The sequence below is a fragment of the Brachybacterium hainanense genome, from assembly GCF_042434575.1.
In the GTDB taxonomy this organism is placed as follows: Bacteria; Actinomycetota; Actinomycetes; order Actinomycetales; family Dermabacteraceae; genus Brachybacterium; species Brachybacterium hainanense.
In genome coordinates, this window is sequence record NZ_JBHLSV010000032.1 from 1 (window position 1) to 13,794 (window position 13,794).

The window sequence follows — 13,794 nt, forward strand, 5'->3', positions numbered from 1 at the left end:
AGCGGGTCCCGGGGCGGCGCGTCCGGGGCGGCGTCGCGGCGTGGGCCCGGAGGTGGGCGAGGACATGCGCCGCGTGGTCCGCTGCCTGGACGTCGTGCCGATGGGGGAGGCCGCCGACGCCTCGCGCGAGGCGCTGCGTCTGCGCCGCGGCCTCGAGGCGCTGCCGCGGGTCGCGGACCGCCTGCTGGGCGATCCCCGCTCGGCGGAGATGACGCTGCGCATGCGGCTGGCCCAGGCGCTCGAGGGCGCCGGGGATCGGGCGGGGGCGATGCGGCAGGCTCTGGACGTGCTCGAGCTGGCCGACGATCTCGCGCTCGACGGGGCCGAGGCCCTGGACCCGCAGCGCGCCGCGACAGCCGCCCACGCCGTTCTCGCGCGCACCCTCGTCGACCGGGAGCCGCTCGCCGCCTCGCATCATGCGCTGGAGGCGCTGCGGTCCCTGCGCGAGGTCGACGACCCGGTGCTGCGCATCGGCCTGGTCACCTCGCTGCTGCGAGCCCTCATGCGGGCCGAGCTCGCCGATCACGCGAGCTTCGTCTCCGGTCGGCTGGCGGCCCTGCAGCGGGGGGTCCGCCGCGACGCGCTGCGCGTGCAGCCGCTGCTCGCGGTCGCGACGCAGCGGGTGGTCGCCCAGCGTTTCGAGGCGGCGCTGGTGCCGCTGGGGGAGGTGCGGCGCATCGCGCGGGCGATGCGGGACCGCCGCGCGGACCTCGAGGCGGCGCGTCTGCTCGCCCGGGTGCATCAGCTCACCGGGCAGGGCGAGGAGGCGCTCGTGGAGCTGCGCCGGCTCGCCTTCCATGCTGGCTCGCTCGCCGATGATCTCGAGACGGGCGGGGCGGACCGGGCTCGCTTCGTGCAGGAGGAGATGAAGGCGCATGCGCTCGTGCTGCGCCATGCCCTGGACCTGGGGGAGCGGTCGGCGGCCGATGCGGCGGCCGCCGGCATCGAGCGGCGCACCCGTCCCGGTGCCGCCCCCGAGGGGATCCCGGCGGCTCTGCTGTGGGACTACCGGGTCGACGCGCGGGTGGGGCGCGTGATCGCCGCAGGCGTGGGGCTCGCCCGAGGGGACGAGGACGTGACCCCGGAGTCCTACGAGGAGCGTCGGCGCGAGGCGATCCGGGCGATCGGCGAGGTTCCGGAGGGGCATGAGGAGCGGGCCCGCTACTGGGCGGCCTACCTCGACGACCGGCATGCCGCGATGCTCGCCTCCGAGGGCCGTCGGATCGCGGCGCTCAGGGCGGCGCGACGGGCGCTCGCCGGCTGGGAGCATCTGGGGCGGGCTGAGGACGCCGCCCGCATCCGTCTCCTGATCGCCGATCTGGACACCTGACCCGCGGGTCAGCCGGTCTCTGACCTGCACTTCCATCGCGTGACGCCGCACTTACGCCAAAGCGGCATCATTGTGATGCCGAAAAGTGCTTGACGTGGCGCCATGATGACGCCATCATGGAGCCATGGATCTTCGAGACGCATCACGCACCGTGCACGAGCAGCTCGCGGCGAGCGCCGCCGTCGGCGACGAGGACATCCGTCGCGCCGCCGGACTGCTCTCCGTCGCCGTCGAGCCCGCGGTCCGGCTCGCTCTGCAGGACGTCGTCGGCGACCTCGCCGCGCAGATCTCGAGCGAGCTGGCGCCCGGTCGGGTCGATCTCGCGCTGCGCGGCACCGAGATCGACATCCGCGTCGTTCCGCCGCCTGCGGCCGTCCCCGGCACCCCGCCGCCCCCGCCGTCGTTCCCGCACGGCGCAGGCATGCCGCCGGGGGCCGTCCCCCCGCCGCCCCCGGCCCCGGAGCCCGAGGACGACGGCTCCACCACCCGGGTGTCCTTCCGCCCGCCCCAGCACCTGAAGGGGCGGCTCGAGGAGGCCGCCTCGCGCGAGGGCCTCAGCCTGAACGCCTACCTCGTCCGGGCGCTCACCGCCCATCTGGACGGCGCCGCGCAGCAGACCCGCCCCGCCTCCCAGGACCACCGCGGCCGCACCAGCGGCTGGTTCATCTGAGCCTCGCCGCCCCGGCCGCCCGAGATCATCCGCCCGCCGCCCGTTCACCCCAGGAGAATCGTCATGAGCATCCCCGACAGCCACGATCCCGCCCAGCTTCCGCCCCGGCCCCCGGTGCCGTCCTTCCCCGGCGCCCACCCGGCGGTGCCGCCCCTTCCTGGGACGCATCCCGTCGCGCCGCCGCTCGCCGGGCCCCGGTCCGCGGTGCCGCCTGCGCCGGGGGCGCAGCCCGCCGTCCCCGCCCTCCCTGCCGAGTCCGCGGCCCCCGCGGCGGAGGCGCCGACCGCCCCCTCAGCTCCGGAGGCGCCGCCCGCATCCGCGCACGGCCCCGGCCCCGGGTCCGCGTCCGCCGATCCCGCGGAGGCCGCCCCGCTCATCCGCTCCTTCACCGCGGACGGGCCGATCGACGTGAACATCCAGCACGTGCGCGGGAACGTCACGATCCGGGCGGAGCACGGGCACGGGATCCGGGTCGAGCTGCATCCTCGCGGCGAGGCCGGTCGCGAGCTCGCCTCCCGCATGCAGATCGACTTCTCGGGCGGCCACCTGCGCATCGACGCTCCGGCCGATGAGGCCTCGCACGTCTCCGCCTCCTTCGGGGACCTGTTCCGCGGCAGCGGCGACGAACCGCCCGCCGGCGCGTCCTTCGCGGACAAGCTCGGTGCGACGCTGCGGACCCTGGTCCGGTCGGCGGGCGGGATCGGCAGCAGCCTCGACATCGAGGTCATCGTCCCGACCGACAGCCGCGCCGTGGCCTCCCTCGCGGTGGGGGACATCCGTGCGAGCGGCCGTTTCGGGCGGGTCGATCTCAAGGGAGCGACCGGGAACGTCGAGGTCGAGGAGGTCGACGGCGAGTCGAGCGTCGCGACCGGCACCGGCAACGTCGCGATCGGCGTGCTGCGCGGGCAGGCCTCGGCCACGACCGGGACCGGCGGCGTGCTGGTCCGCCGCGCCGAGCGCGGCACCCTGCGCTCGCGCACCGGGGTCGGCGACATCGAGGTGCGGGTGCTCGAGGGCACCGCGACCCGCCTCGACCTCGCCTCGGGCCTGGGTCGGCGCAGCGTCGACCTCACCCCGACCGGCTCCGTCGCCCCGGAGACGGGGCGCACCCTCGAGATCGAGGCACGCACCGGCACCGGGAACATCCGGATCCAGCGCGCCGAGCGGTGACCGGGAGCGGCTCCCGCCGAGACGGCCGCCGATCGCTGGCGGAACCGGGCTGTCGGAGGAGCAACCCGACGGGTCCTCCGCGGCGAGTGCGGTGAAGATGTCGGTATCCAGCGCTCAGAGCGACATCTTCGCCGCACTCGGTCCCGGACCGGAGGCGAGTGCCGAGGAGAGCCCGCCTCGGCACCGGGGACGGCGGCACGCCCGCCGCGCCGGTGGAAGAATCGGGGGCGGAGGTGATCGTGATGAGCGCACACGGCGAGCCGGACATCCGGGTCCGCGACAACCAGGGGGCGTCCCGCTTCGAGGCCTACGTCGACGGCGAGCAATGGGGGATCCTCACCTATGAGCGCAGGCGGCGGCGCATGGAGGTCGTCCACACCGTCACCGACCCGGCGCATCGGGGACTCGGCGTCGCCTCCGCCCTCGCGACGGCGGCCTTCGCCGACGCTCGTGCCCGCGGGACCCAGGTGCTGGTGATCTGCCCCTTCGTCGAGAGCTGGCTGGACCGCCACCCCGAGCACGCCGACATCGCGCTCTACGACTGACCGCGCGCGCTCGGGACGGCTCTCCCCGGGGACGTCGTCGTCCGAGCGGTCCCGCACCCGGCCGTCCGGATCGGCGGGCCGTGGTGACGGATCGGTGCGGAGGCGCGTAGCGTGCAGGGATGGATGCTCTCGAGGTGCTCGTCGATGCCGCAGGCCGCCCTGTCGAGGCGGCTCTCGCCCTCCGTCCGCAGCTCGCGCGGGATGTGCTCCTGGCGCACCCCGGCGGGCACGACAACTCGATCGCCTGGCTGCTGTGGCACGCGGCGCGGGAGATCGACGTGCAGCGCGCGCAGCTGTCCGGGACGCAGGAGGTGTGGACCGCGCAGGGGTTCCGCGAACGCTTCGCGCTCGGCGAGGCGGGCGACGGGGTCGGGTACGGGCACACGCCGGAGCAGGCTCGTGCGATCCGCATCGAGGATGCGGACCTCCTGCTGGAGCATCTGGCGGCCGTCACCGCGGAGCTCGTGGCCTACCTGCGCACGCTGACGGAGGCGGATCTCGATGCGGTGATCGACGAGTCCTGGGACCCGCCCGTGACCCGCGGCGTGCGCCTGGTGAGCATCATCGATGACGCCGCTCAGCACGTGGGGCAGGCCGCCTACGCCGCAGGGATGCCCGCCGGAGCCTGAGAGCGCGGCCCTCCGGGAGGATGCGCCAGGGCCGTCCCCGGCCGGCGCATCGCGGGGCTCCTCAGCGGATGCCCCGCATCCCCCGGGAGACGGGCTTCGCGATGAGCAGCATGATCAGGCCGATGCCGATCGTCACCGCGCCGAGGGCGCCGAAGTAGGCGCCTTCGTTCTGGGGCGAGTAGAAGCCTGCGAGCGAGCCGGACAGGGCGGTGCCGAGGGCGACCGACAGGTTGTACAGCGCCATCATCATGACCGGGAAGGCGGCGGGCGCCAGACGCGTGGCGAGGGAGAGGCCCACCGGGGAGATGGACAGCTCGCCCATCGTCGCGACCAGCATGATCATGGCGACCCACAGCACGGGGACGGAGGCCATCGGCACCATCGGCAGGAACAGCAGGAACGCCGCGCCCATGAGGATGATGCCGAGGGCGAACTTCGCGGGCGTCGTGGGCTGGCGCCGCCCCAGCTTCGTCCACAGCGCCGCGAACACGGGGGCGAGCAGGATGATGAAGAACGGGTTGAAGGACTGCGCCCAGGAGATCGGCATCTCCCAGCCCAGGATCGACCGGTTCATGCGCGTGTCCGAGTACAGGGTGATGACCGTGAACTGCTGCTGGAAGAGGGCGAAGAACGCGGCGGTGCCGATGAACATCGGGATGAAGGCGAAGACGCGGGCCCGCTCGTCGGCGGTGATCTTGCGGGAGGCCAGCAGGATGCTGAACAGCGCGATCGCCCCGCAGGCGGAGATGCCGACCATGATGTTCGCGAGGTTCTCCGGGGTGATGGTGCCGGTCAGGACCAGCCCCACGACCAGCAGGACCACGAACAGGGCGACCGAGATCCACAGCGCGTACTTGGAGCGCGGCAGCGGATCGGGGATCGTCGATGCGGTCCGCGGCAGGTTCCGGCGTGTGAGCGCGTACTGGGTCAGACCCAGGGCCATGCCGATCGCGGCGATGCCGAAGCCCAGGTGGAAGCCCCATTCCTTCTGTGCGAGGCCGGTCAGGAGCGGGCCGATGAGCCCGCCGATGTTCACGCCCATGTAGTAGATGGAGAAGCCGGCGTCGCGCCGGGCGTCGTTGACCTCGTAGAGGGAGCCGACCAGGGTCGCGGCGGTGGCCTTGAGGCCGCCGGAGCCGATCGCCACGCACAGCAGGCCGATGACCAGGCCCGGCACGCCCGGCAGCAGCGCCAGGGCGATGTGGCCGAGCATGATGAGGGCGCCGCTGAAGAACAGCGTCCGCTCCGGGCCGAGCAGCCGGTCCGAGACGAGGGCGCCGATGATGCAGAACACGTACACGGCCCCGCCGTAGGCGCCGACGATCCCGGTCGCGGTGGTGGCCGGGATCCCGAGCCCGCCCTGCGCGACCTCGAAGTACATGTAGATGGCGAGGATGCCCTGCATGCCGTAGAAGCTGAAGCGCTCCCACGTCTCGACGCTGAAGAGGTTGGCGAGCGGCCACGGCTGGCCGAAGAAGAGGCGACCGCTGGGGTTGTGCTCATCGGCCCCTGCGGGGGCCTCGGGGGAGGAGAGGTCGGGGGAATTCACGGGAGAACATGGTTCGCCGCCCGGGCCGATCTGTCATTCGGGTCCGCCGATGCTGTGACGATTCCCTCGTACCCGACATATCGCCCGGGCGGCGGGACGGGCCCGGGGCGGAGCCCCGATCCCACTTCCGCGGCCGCGTGCGGATTGCGTCCTCAGGCGGCCGCGGTCGAGGCCGCGCTGCTGCGGGAGCGGCGTCCGCGTCCGCGGCGCAGGACGAGGGCGTCGGCGGAGAGGCGGCCGGGGCCCACGGCGGCGAGGATCAGTGCCCCTGCGCCGAGCGCGCCGACCAGCTCCCAGCCTCCCTGGTCGACGAAGACGCCCTGGGGCACGTGCACGAGCAGGGCGGCGACCAGCATGTCGATCGCGAGAGCGAGGCCGACGACCGGCGTGAAGGCGCCGAGGATCAGCAGCGCCCCGCCGACCAGCTCGACGTAGGAGACCACGGGGGCGGCGATCTGCGCCATGGGCACGCCCATGCCTTCGAAGCTCTGCGTGACGCCGGCGATGCCGAAGTCCACGACCTTCTGGTACCCGTGGGCGAGGAAGACGGCGCCGAGGGCGAGGCGGCCGATCAGGAGGGCGAGGTCGCGGGAGACGGTGGATCCGCGCTTGCTTGCGGGGGCCATAAGAGGTCCTTCCGGTCGGTGTGCCGCCACGGTAGAGGAAGTTTCAATCAGAACCCTGGGATCGGGGCCGGTGCGAGGCGGGGATCACGTGCCGCCGGCGATGGGCCGAGGGGAGCCGGAGGCGCGGAGGAGTGAGGAGGAGGAGCGGGATGTGGATGTCCGCAGGGGTCCATCCGCCGTCCCTACACTGGTCCGGTGACCCAGAGCGAGACGTACGAGAACCAGGCCTTCGAGTCCGGGCCCGACCGCGGGCTCGAGCGCACCCCGCCCCAGGACCTCGCCGCGGAGCGCGGCGTGCTCGGCGGCATGATGCTGTCGAAGGACGCGATCGCGGACGTCATCGAGATCGTGAAGGCGAACGACTTCTACCGTCCCGCGCACGAGATCATCTTCGACGCGATCACCAGCCTGTACTCGCGCGGCGAGCCCGCGGACCTCGTCACCGTCTCCGACGAGCTCACCAAGAAGGGCGAGCTCGCCCGGGTGGGCGGCGGCGCCTACCTCGCGGACCTCATCGATGTCGTCCCCACCGCCGCCAACGCTGGCTACTACGCGGAGATCGTCGTCGAGCGCGCCACGCTGCGACGCCTGGTCGAGGCGGGCACGCGCATCGTCCAGCTCGGGTATGCGGCGGACGGCGGCGAGATCGAGGAGGCCATCAACGAGGCCCAAGCGCAGGTGTACGCCGTCACCGAGCGCGGACGCAGCGAGGACTTCCTCCCGCTGGGCGAGGTGATCGACGAGACCCTCAACGCGATCGAGGCCACCCAGAACCGCGGCGGCCAGGTCACCGGCGTCCCCACCGGCTTCGCGGAGTTCGACGAGCTCACCCAGGGGCTCCATCCGGGGCAGATGATCATCTTCGCGGGGCGCCCCGCGATGGGCAAGACGACCCTCGGCATGGACGTGCTGCGCTCCTGCTCCATCCACAACGGCAAGGCCAGCGTCATCTTCTCCCTGGAGATGGACAAGACCGAGATCACCATGCGTCTGCTCTCCGCGGAGTCGCAGGTTCCCATGAACCGGATGCGCGACGGCTCCATGGACGACCGGGACTGGCAGGCCATGGCCCGGGCGATGAGCCGGATCGGCAACGCGCCGCTGTTCATGGACGACAGCGCCAACATGTCGCTCATGGAGATCCGCGCCAAGTGCCGCCGCCTCAAGCAGAAGCACGACATCCAGCTCGTCGTCATCGACTACCTGCAGCTGATGAGCTCCGGCAAGAAGGTCGAGTCCCGTCAACAGGAGGTCTCCGAGTTCTCCCGCGCGCTCAAGCTGCTCGCGAAAGAGATCGAGGTCCCCGTCATCGCGATCTCGCAGCTGAACCGCGGCAGCGAGCAGCGCACCGACAAGACCCCGATGATGTCGGACCTGCGCGAGTCCGGCTCCATCGAGCAGGACGCCGACCTCATCGTCCTGATCCATCGCGAGGACTACTACGAGAAGGAGTCCCCCCGAGCGGGCGAGGCCGACCTCATCGTCGCCAAGCATCGCAACGGCGCGACCGCCACCATCCCGGTCGCCTTCGAGGGACGCTATTCCCGGTTCAAGGACATGCCCGCCGGCGGTGGAGGCGGCTACTCCGGCTGACGCGGTCGGCCGCGATGTCGGCTGGCGCAGCCGGCCGCGATGTCGAACCCACGATCGTGGGATTCTGTTCCACGCAGTCGCGTGATGTGGAACGTGAACCCACGATCGGCGCCGTATCGCTGTCTGGGAGCGCGGGAGCTCGCGAACGGCCGGCGGCGGTGCATGCCGTGCCACGGTGCCGCGGTCGCCGGGGGAGCGCATCGCCGAGCGGCCGATGGTACGGGGTCGCGAATGTCCGATTATGCATGTGGATGCATCGGCGCTCCAGAGGTTCCCGCCCGACCGTGAGACGCCGCCCCGCTCCCGCCGTTCAGTAGTGCATGACCTGCGGCGATGGGCGGCTCCGGTGTGGCACCCGAACCCAGGAGGTCCGGATGGGATTGGCCCTTTCCGTGAAGGTATGCAACGATCGAGACGTCCTCGACGGCTGCACAGGCCGCCGAGTCCCGGCCCTGAGAGTGCCGGAGACGGGGCACACCGGCGCACCACCCACCGGGCCGACGCGATAGCGGGCCTGACCGGGGAGCGACTGGAGCACGCCCCGAGGATCCGAGGATCGGCCGCGCGAGGGCGCGGCGGGGCCGCCTGCGAGGCGGCGGGAATCCGTACGGCGCCATCGCGCCGGAATTCCCGTCCTCCGCCGACTGCCGTGACGAACGTACGAATGACCGCGACGGAAGGAAACAGATGCTGCCCGGCTCGAGCGAGGTCTCCCAGCTCGGAACACTCGGCGTGATCCTCCTGCTCCTGCTGTTCTACGGCGGGACCCTGTGGATGTCGATCTCGATCTCCCGCAAGAAGGAGAACGCCGACGACTACATGACCGCCGGGAACAGGATCGGCTTCGGCGTCTCCGCCGCGTCCATGACCGCGACCTGGATCTGGGCCTCCTCGATGTACGCCTCCGTCACCGCGGGCTACACCTACGGCGTCTCGGGCCCCATCCACTACGGGCTCTGGGGCGCGCTGATGATCCTGTTCATCTACCCCTTCGGCCGCCGCATCCGCGCCGTCGCACCCCGCGCGCACACCCTCGCGGAGGTCATGTACGCCCGGCACGGCCGGTCCTCCCAGCTGATGCTGGCAGGGTCCAACGTCCTCGGCTCCCTCATCTCCCTGACCTCGAACTTCATCGCCGGCGGCGCGCTCATCGCCATGCTGTCGCCGCTGAGCTTCGGGCAGGGCATCGTCATCATCGCCGCGGGCGTGCTGCTGTACACGCTGTGGTCCGGATTCCGCGCCTCCGTGCTCACCGACTTCGCGCAGGTCCTGGCGATGCTCGGCGCCGCGGTCGTGATCATCCCCGCCGTGTTCTTCATCGTCGGCGGCCCCGCCGTCCTCGCCGAGGGCGTCGCGAGCGGGAACGTCACCCCGCAGCAGCAGAGCTTCTTCTCCTCCGACGCGTTCATGAACCAGGGGGCTCCGTACATCGCCGCCGTCCTCGCCTACGCGATCGGCAACCAGACCATCGCGCAGCGTCTGTTCGCCGTCCGCGAGGACCTCATCAAGCCGACGTTCGTGACCGCGACGATCGGCTACGGCGCGACCGTGATCGGCATCGGCATGCTCGGCGTGCTCGCCCTCTACCTGGGGATCGAGCCGATGGGCGGGGACGTCAACAACCTCATGCCGCAGATGATCGGCACCTATCTGCCGGCGGGCCTCATCGCCCTCGCCTTCATCATGATCATCGGCTCGCTCTCCTCGACCGCGGACTCCGACCTCGCGGCCCTCAGCTCGATCGTCATGACCGATATCTACGGGCAGGCCGTGGGCCGCGAGCGCGCGAATCCCCGCCTGATGCTGCTCATCGGCCGGCTCACGATGATCATCGCGACCGCCGCGGCCCTGTACTTCGCGACCGCGCGATTCAACATCCTGGACCTGCTGGTGTTCGTCGGTGCCCTGTGGGGCTGCCTCGTGTTCCCGGTGATCGCGTCGTTCTACTGGCGCAAGGTCACCAACACCGCCTTCACCGTCTCCGTGATCGCGGCGCTCGTGGTGTTCCTGCCGGTGCGCTTCGAGCTGATCCCGCTGGACGGGGTCTGGGCCGTGGTCGTGGAGCTGCTGGCCGTGCTGGGCATCGGCGTGGTCCTCGGGATCATGGCCTTCGGCTTCTTCGGGCTGCGCCCGGCGGTCGTCGTGGGCGCGGTCGCGATCCTCGTCTCCGCCCCGTTCGCCCTCGGGGCTCTGCGCGACTACGCGACCCTGTCCGGCTCCCTCGTCGCCTATGCCGTGTCCTTCCTCGTGTGCTGGGCGCTCAGCGTCCGCTCGCGGCAGGACTTCGACTTCGCCGTCATCGCGGAGGTCACGGGTGACTTCGACGAGGCAGAGGTGCTCGCGGGTGCCGGGGCCGGGCGAGCCGGCGGCGCGCCCGTCTCCGAGGCCCACGCCCCCGTCTCCGACCGCTGACCCGGCGCGCCACCCGTCCCGCAGGCCCCGCCCTGCCCCGTCCCGCGACCCACCCCGTGCCGCGCCGACCCCGGCGCCCGGCCGATCAGGAGGAAGCCTCATGACCGCCCTGCTCACCGCCTACATCCTCGTCTGGCCCGTGCTCGTGCTCGGTGTCCTCATCGTCATCGTCCGCGGCTTCGCGGGAGAGGTGAAGGAGGCCCGCAAGGAGGGCCGGCCGATCATCTGACGCGGCCGGGGACCGCTGCTCCGCCCCTCCGGTCAAACCCTGCTCCGCCGTGCGCTGATCAACCCCGGGCTGAGGAGCGCACCATGCCGCACGCACCCGCGGCAGGCTCGGGGCATGACCACCACGACACCGCCCACCGCGACCGCCCTCGCGGACCGCACCGCCCTGGGCCTGCTGCACCAGCGGGTCCTGCTGCTGGACCGCGAGCTCGACATGGAGAACGGCGCGCAGCTGTGCGCCGGGCTCCTGCTGCTCGCGGCCGATGATCCCGCCGCCGACATCACCCTGCTCATCAACTCGCCGGGTGGCCTCGTCCCCGCCATGCTCGCCATCGGCGACCTCATGGACACGATCCCCTGCGACGTGCGCACCGTGTGCCTCGGCATGGCCTACAGCGCCGGCCAGTACCTGCTCACCCACGGCACGCCCGGGAAACGGCTGATCCTCCCGCACGGCCGCGTGCTCATGCACCAGGGATCCGCGGGATTCGGGGGCAGCGCCGCCGATATCGAGATCCAGGCCGAGGACCTGCGCAAGAACCGCGATCTGCTCATCCGCATCACCGCCGAGCGCACCGGGCAGACCGAGGAGCGCATCGCCGCGGACTCCGACCGAGACCGTTTCTGGGATGCGGAGGCCGCGATCGACTACGGCTTCTGCGATCGCCGGGTCGGGTCCCTGGCCGATGTGCTCCCGCTGGGTCGCGAGGATCGGACCGGTCGTGCAGCCGGGATCGGAGGAGCCCGATGAGCAGCTACACCATCCCCAGCGTCATCGAGCGCACCTCGACCGGGGCCGAGCGCACCGCCGACGTCTTCTCCCGCCTGCTCAGCGACCGCATCGTCTACCTGGGGACCCCCGTCGACGACGGCGTCGCCAACACCGTCATCGCGCAGGTCCTGCACCTGGAGAACCAGTCGCCCGAGGCGCCGATCCAGCTGTACGTGAACTCCTCCGGCGGCGACATCCAGTCGGTGCTCGCGATCCACGACGCCCTCGAGTACGTGCGCAGCCCCGTCGCCGTCACCTGCGTGGGCCAGGTCGTCGCCGCGCCCGTGCTGCTGCTGGCCGCGGGCACGCCCGGGATGCGGGCCGTGCTCCCGCATGCGCGGGTCGTGCTGCGGCCCCTCGAGGCGAGCGGCCGGGGCGCGATCCCCGACCTGATCCTCGCCGCGGAGGAGGTCGAGCGCTGTCGCCGCGAGCTCGAGGCGCTGCTGGCCCGGCATTCCGGGCGCGATGTCGCCGCGGTGCGCCAGGACCTCGAACGCGAACGGGTCCTGGATGCGGAGAGCGCTGTCGCCCACGGCCTCGCCGACACGGTGCTGCGCCGCCGCGCCGGGTGAGCGGCCCGGACGCCGCCGACGTCGCCGCGAGCGCTGCCTGGCGAGCCATCCGCGCCAGGTGCACGGATCGTCGGACGGCATTCGGGCCGGTCGGCCGTGCGACGCGATCGCTCAGGCCGCGAGCAGGGAGGTGACCGGGCCGGAGCTGTGGGTGGGGCGCCGCAGGCTGCGGACGGGGCGGGAGGTGCTCGCCGTGCGTCCCGGCTCGGCCGTGAGGTCCAGGAGCATCGGCCGGGGCGCCATCAGCGCGGGGAGGTCCCAAGCGCTCAGGCCCAGCGCGCCGAGGATCGCGGCGAGCACCTCGCTCGAGGCGTCCTTCTGCCCGCGCTCGACATCGGACAGATGCTGCATGCTCACGCCGGCCCGGGAGGCGACCTCGGCGAGGGTCCGGCCCTGAGCGTGCCGACGCTCCCGCAGCGCCTGGCCGATCAGCTCGCGCAGGAGCGGGGCGAGGGTGGAGGGGCCGGAGGGTTCCATGGCCCGAATCTACGACGGCGCCTGCGCCGCCGCGCCCTGCTCCGCTGTGAGCGGAAAGCCCGGGAGGGATGCCGTGTCGCCGTGCCCGGGCGGCCGGTGCTGCCGTGAGCCGAGGGCTCAGCGGCCGGGCTCGACCAGGATCTTGCCTGCCGGGCCGCCCCCGGCGGCGAGCTCGGCGAAGGCCTGCGGCGCCTCGTCGAGGCCGATCCGGCGGCTGACCAGCGGATCCAGGCTGTGTCCCTGGGCGCCCGCCCAGGCCGCGGCCTCCGCGAAGCCGGCGGCCGAGTACGTGTAGGCGCCGCGGATGCTCCGCTCCCGGGTGCTGATCTCGTAGGCGGGCAGGCGCAGCTCCTGCGCCCCCATGCCCACCAGCACGATGCTCGCCTCGGGACGGGTGGCGCCGAGCGCATCGGCCAGGGTCGCGCTCAGCCCGACGGCGTCGATCGCGAGGTCCACCGGTCCGCCGCGGGCGGCGAGCTGCGCGAGGATCGGCCCCCGCGCCGGGTCCAGGACCTCCGCGCCCAGCCGCGCGCACAGGTCGCGGCGGTCCGCATCGGGCTCGGAGATCAGCACCCGACCCGTGGACGCCGCCCCGGGCAGGGAGGCGGCCAGCGCCAGGACCACGGACTGTCCGATCGGGCCGCCGCCGAGCACGAGCACCCGGGTCTGTGCAGGATCTCCGGGGCCGCCGGCGAGATCGGCGAGACCGCGGCGCACGGCATGCATCGCGACCGCGAGGGGCTCGACGAGCGCCCCCAGATGCAGCGGCACGTCCTCCGGCAGCAGGGCGAGATTCCGGGCGGGCACGACCATGCGCTCGGCGAAGGCCCCGATGATCCCCGGATCGGTGCCGATCAGCCGTCGCGCGGGGCAGTGCTGCTCGCGTCCGGCCCAGCGCGCGAGCTCCGCGGGCCCCAGCACGAAGGGCGAGAACGTGGCGCCGGCGCCGAGCGGGACGAGCGCCGGATCGACCTCGGCCCCGAGGGCGATGATCCGGCCGGAGGCCTCATGCCCCATGACCTGACCGGGATGCCGACGGCCGTTGGCCCCCGTGAAACCGTGCACATCGGAGCCGCAGATCCCGGTCGCGGCCACCTCGAGGAGGACCTCGTCGGGGCCGGGCGCGGGATCTGGGATCGAGACGACCCGCAGGTCATGGAAGGCTTCGAGCCGCAGCGCACGCATGGGCGCAGTGTACGGAGGCGCCCCCGCGGCCAGCGG

Annotated in this window: 14 protein-coding genes; 10 read left to right on the plus strand and 4 right to left on the minus strand. The window is 72.6% G+C overall.

Annotated elements, in window-relative coordinates:
• From ACFFF6_RS18145 to ACFFF6_RS18165, 5 genes are all read left to right on the plus strand, one after another.
• Positions 1-1,330: hypothetical protein (locus tag ACFFF6_RS18145; protein WP_376982912.1), on the plus strand; the 1,330-nt coding region annotated here is incomplete at its 5' end.
• A gap of 124 nt (positions 1,331-1,454) precedes the next feature.
• On the plus strand, positions 1,455-2,000 hold the full coding sequence (locus ACFFF6_RS18150; protein WP_376982913.1) for a YlcI/YnfO family protein: 546 nt from the start codon (positions 1,455-1,457) through the stop codon (positions 1,998-2,000).
• Positions 2,001-2,063: 63 nt separating this feature from the next.
• Positions 2,064-3,170, plus strand: coding sequence for a DUF4097 family beta strand repeat-containing protein (locus tag ACFFF6_RS18155; RefSeq protein WP_376982914.1), 1,107 nt, complete (start codon positions 2,064-2,066; stop codon positions 3,168-3,170).
• 242 nt (positions 3,171-3,412) lie between these two features.
• On the plus strand, positions 3,413-3,715 hold the full coding sequence (locus ACFFF6_RS18160) for a GNAT family N-acetyltransferase (protein ID WP_376982915.1): 303 nt from the start codon (positions 3,413-3,415) through the stop codon (positions 3,713-3,715).
• A 119-nt stretch (positions 3,716-3,834) separates the two neighbouring features.
• Positions 3,835-4,344: a mycothiol transferase gene (locus tag ACFFF6_RS18165; protein WP_376982916.1), complete on the plus strand. Its 510-nt coding sequence runs from the start codon at positions 3,835-3,837 to the stop codon at positions 4,342-4,344.
• 61 nt (positions 4,345-4,405) lie between these two features.
• On the opposite strand, the gene ACFFF6_RS18170 is transcribed toward ACFFF6_RS18165, so the two are convergent.
• Together ACFFF6_RS18170 and ACFFF6_RS18175 are read right to left on the minus strand one after the other, a co-directional pair.
• Positions 4,406-5,893: a peptide MFS transporter gene (locus ACFFF6_RS18170; RefSeq protein WP_376982917.1), complete on the minus strand. Its 1,488-nt coding sequence runs from the start codon at positions 5,891-5,893 to the stop codon at positions 4,406-4,408.
• 152 nt (positions 5,894-6,045) lie between these two features.
• Positions 6,046-6,519, minus strand: a complete 474-nt coding sequence (locus ACFFF6_RS18175) for a DoxX family protein (protein WP_376982918.1) — start codon at positions 6,517-6,519, stop codon at positions 6,046-6,048.
• 195 nt (positions 6,520-6,714) lie between these two features.
• Between ACFFF6_RS18175 and dnaB the strand changes: the two genes are divergently transcribed.
• The 5 genes from dnaB (at position 6,715) to ACFFF6_RS18200 (ending at position 12,096) form a co-directional block, all read left to right on the plus strand.
• On the plus strand, positions 6,715-8,112 hold the full coding sequence (dnaB, locus tag ACFFF6_RS18180; protein ID WP_376982919.1) for a replicative DNA helicase: 1,398 nt from the start codon (positions 6,715-6,717) through the stop codon (positions 8,110-8,112).
• 687 nt (positions 8,113-8,799) lie between these two features.
• On the plus strand, positions 8,800-10,524 hold the full coding sequence (locus ACFFF6_RS18185; RefSeq protein WP_376982920.1) for a sodium:solute symporter family protein: 1,725 nt from the start codon (positions 8,800-8,802) through the stop codon (positions 10,522-10,524).
• Positions 10,525-10,624: 100 nt separating this feature from the next.
• The gene (locus ACFFF6_RS18190; RefSeq protein ID WP_376982921.1) at positions 10,625-10,753 is read left to right on the plus strand and encodes a putative transporter small subunit; all 129 of its coding nucleotides are present in this window, start codon (positions 10,625-10,627) and stop codon (positions 10,751-10,753) included.
• Positions 10,754-10,867: 114 nt separating this feature from the next.
• Complete coding sequence (locus ACFFF6_RS18195) at positions 10,868-11,503, plus strand: ClpP family protease (protein ID WP_376982922.1); 636 nt, start codon at positions 10,868-10,870, stop codon at positions 11,501-11,503.
• A complete protein-coding gene (locus tag ACFFF6_RS18200) occupies positions 11,500-12,096 on the plus strand; it encodes a ClpP family protease (RefSeq protein WP_376982923.1) in 597 nt (198 codons plus the stop codon). The genes ACFFF6_RS18195 and ACFFF6_RS18200 overlap by 4 nt, the downstream gene beginning before the upstream one ends.
• Positions 12,097-12,207: 111 nt before the next feature.
• Here ACFFF6_RS18200 and ACFFF6_RS18205 read toward each other — a convergent pair whose 3' ends face one another.
• Together ACFFF6_RS18205 and ACFFF6_RS18210 are read right to left on the minus strand one after the other, a co-directional pair.
• Complete coding sequence (locus ACFFF6_RS18205) at positions 12,208-12,573, minus strand: helix-turn-helix domain-containing protein (RefSeq protein ID WP_376982925.1); 366 nt, start codon at positions 12,571-12,573, stop codon at positions 12,208-12,210.
• Between the two features lie 117 nt (positions 12,574-12,690).
• Positions 12,691-13,758: a zinc-dependent alcohol dehydrogenase gene (locus ACFFF6_RS18210; RefSeq protein ID WP_376982926.1), complete on the minus strand. Its 1,068-nt coding sequence runs from the start codon at positions 13,756-13,758 to the stop codon at positions 12,691-12,693.
• Positions 13,759-13,794 lie beyond the last annotated feature (36 nt).

What these genes read in the sequence shown, in the direction of transcription:
- ACFFF6_RS18150 (WP_376982913.1), top strand. Translation starts at nt 1,455, where the DNA reads ATGGATCTTCGAGACGCATCACGCACCGTGCACGAGCAGCTCGCGGCG.
- ACFFF6_RS18155 (WP_376982914.1), top strand. Translation starts at nt 2,064, where the DNA reads ATGAGCATCCCCGACAGCCACGATCCCGCCCAGCTTCCGCCCCGGCCC.
- ACFFF6_RS18160 (WP_376982915.1), top strand. Translation starts at nt 3,413, where the DNA reads ATGAGCGCACACGGCGAGCCGGACATCCGGGTCCGCGACAACCAGGGG.
- ACFFF6_RS18165 (WP_376982916.1), top strand. Translation starts at nt 3,835, where the DNA reads ATGGATGCTCTCGAGGTGCTCGTCGATGCCGCAGGCCGCCCTGTCGAG.
- ACFFF6_RS18175 (WP_376982918.1), bottom strand. Translation starts at nt 6,519, where the DNA reads ATGGCCCCCGCAAGCAAGCGCGGATCCACCGTCTCCCGCGACCTCGCC.
- ACFFF6_RS18185 (WP_376982920.1), top strand. Translation starts at nt 8,800, where the DNA reads ATGCTGCCCGGCTCGAGCGAGGTCTCCCAGCTCGGAACACTCGGCGTG.
- ACFFF6_RS18190 (WP_376982921.1), top strand. Translation starts at nt 10,625, where the DNA reads ATGACCGCCCTGCTCACCGCCTACATCCTCGTCTGGCCCGTGCTCGTG.
- ACFFF6_RS18195 (WP_376982922.1), top strand. Translation starts at nt 10,868, where the DNA reads ATGACCACCACGACACCGCCCACCGCGACCGCCCTCGCGGACCGCACC.
- ACFFF6_RS18200 (WP_376982923.1), top strand. Translation starts at nt 11,500, where the DNA reads ATGAGCAGCTACACCATCCCCAGCGTCATCGAGCGCACCTCGACCGGG.
- ACFFF6_RS18205 (WP_376982925.1), bottom strand. Translation starts at nt 12,573, where the DNA reads ATGGAACCCTCCGGCCCCTCCACCCTCGCCCCGCTCCTGCGCGAGCTG.
- ACFFF6_RS18210 (WP_376982926.1), bottom strand. Translation starts at nt 13,758, where the DNA reads ATGCGTGCGCTGCGGCTCGAAGCCTTCCATGACCTGCGGGTCGTCTCG.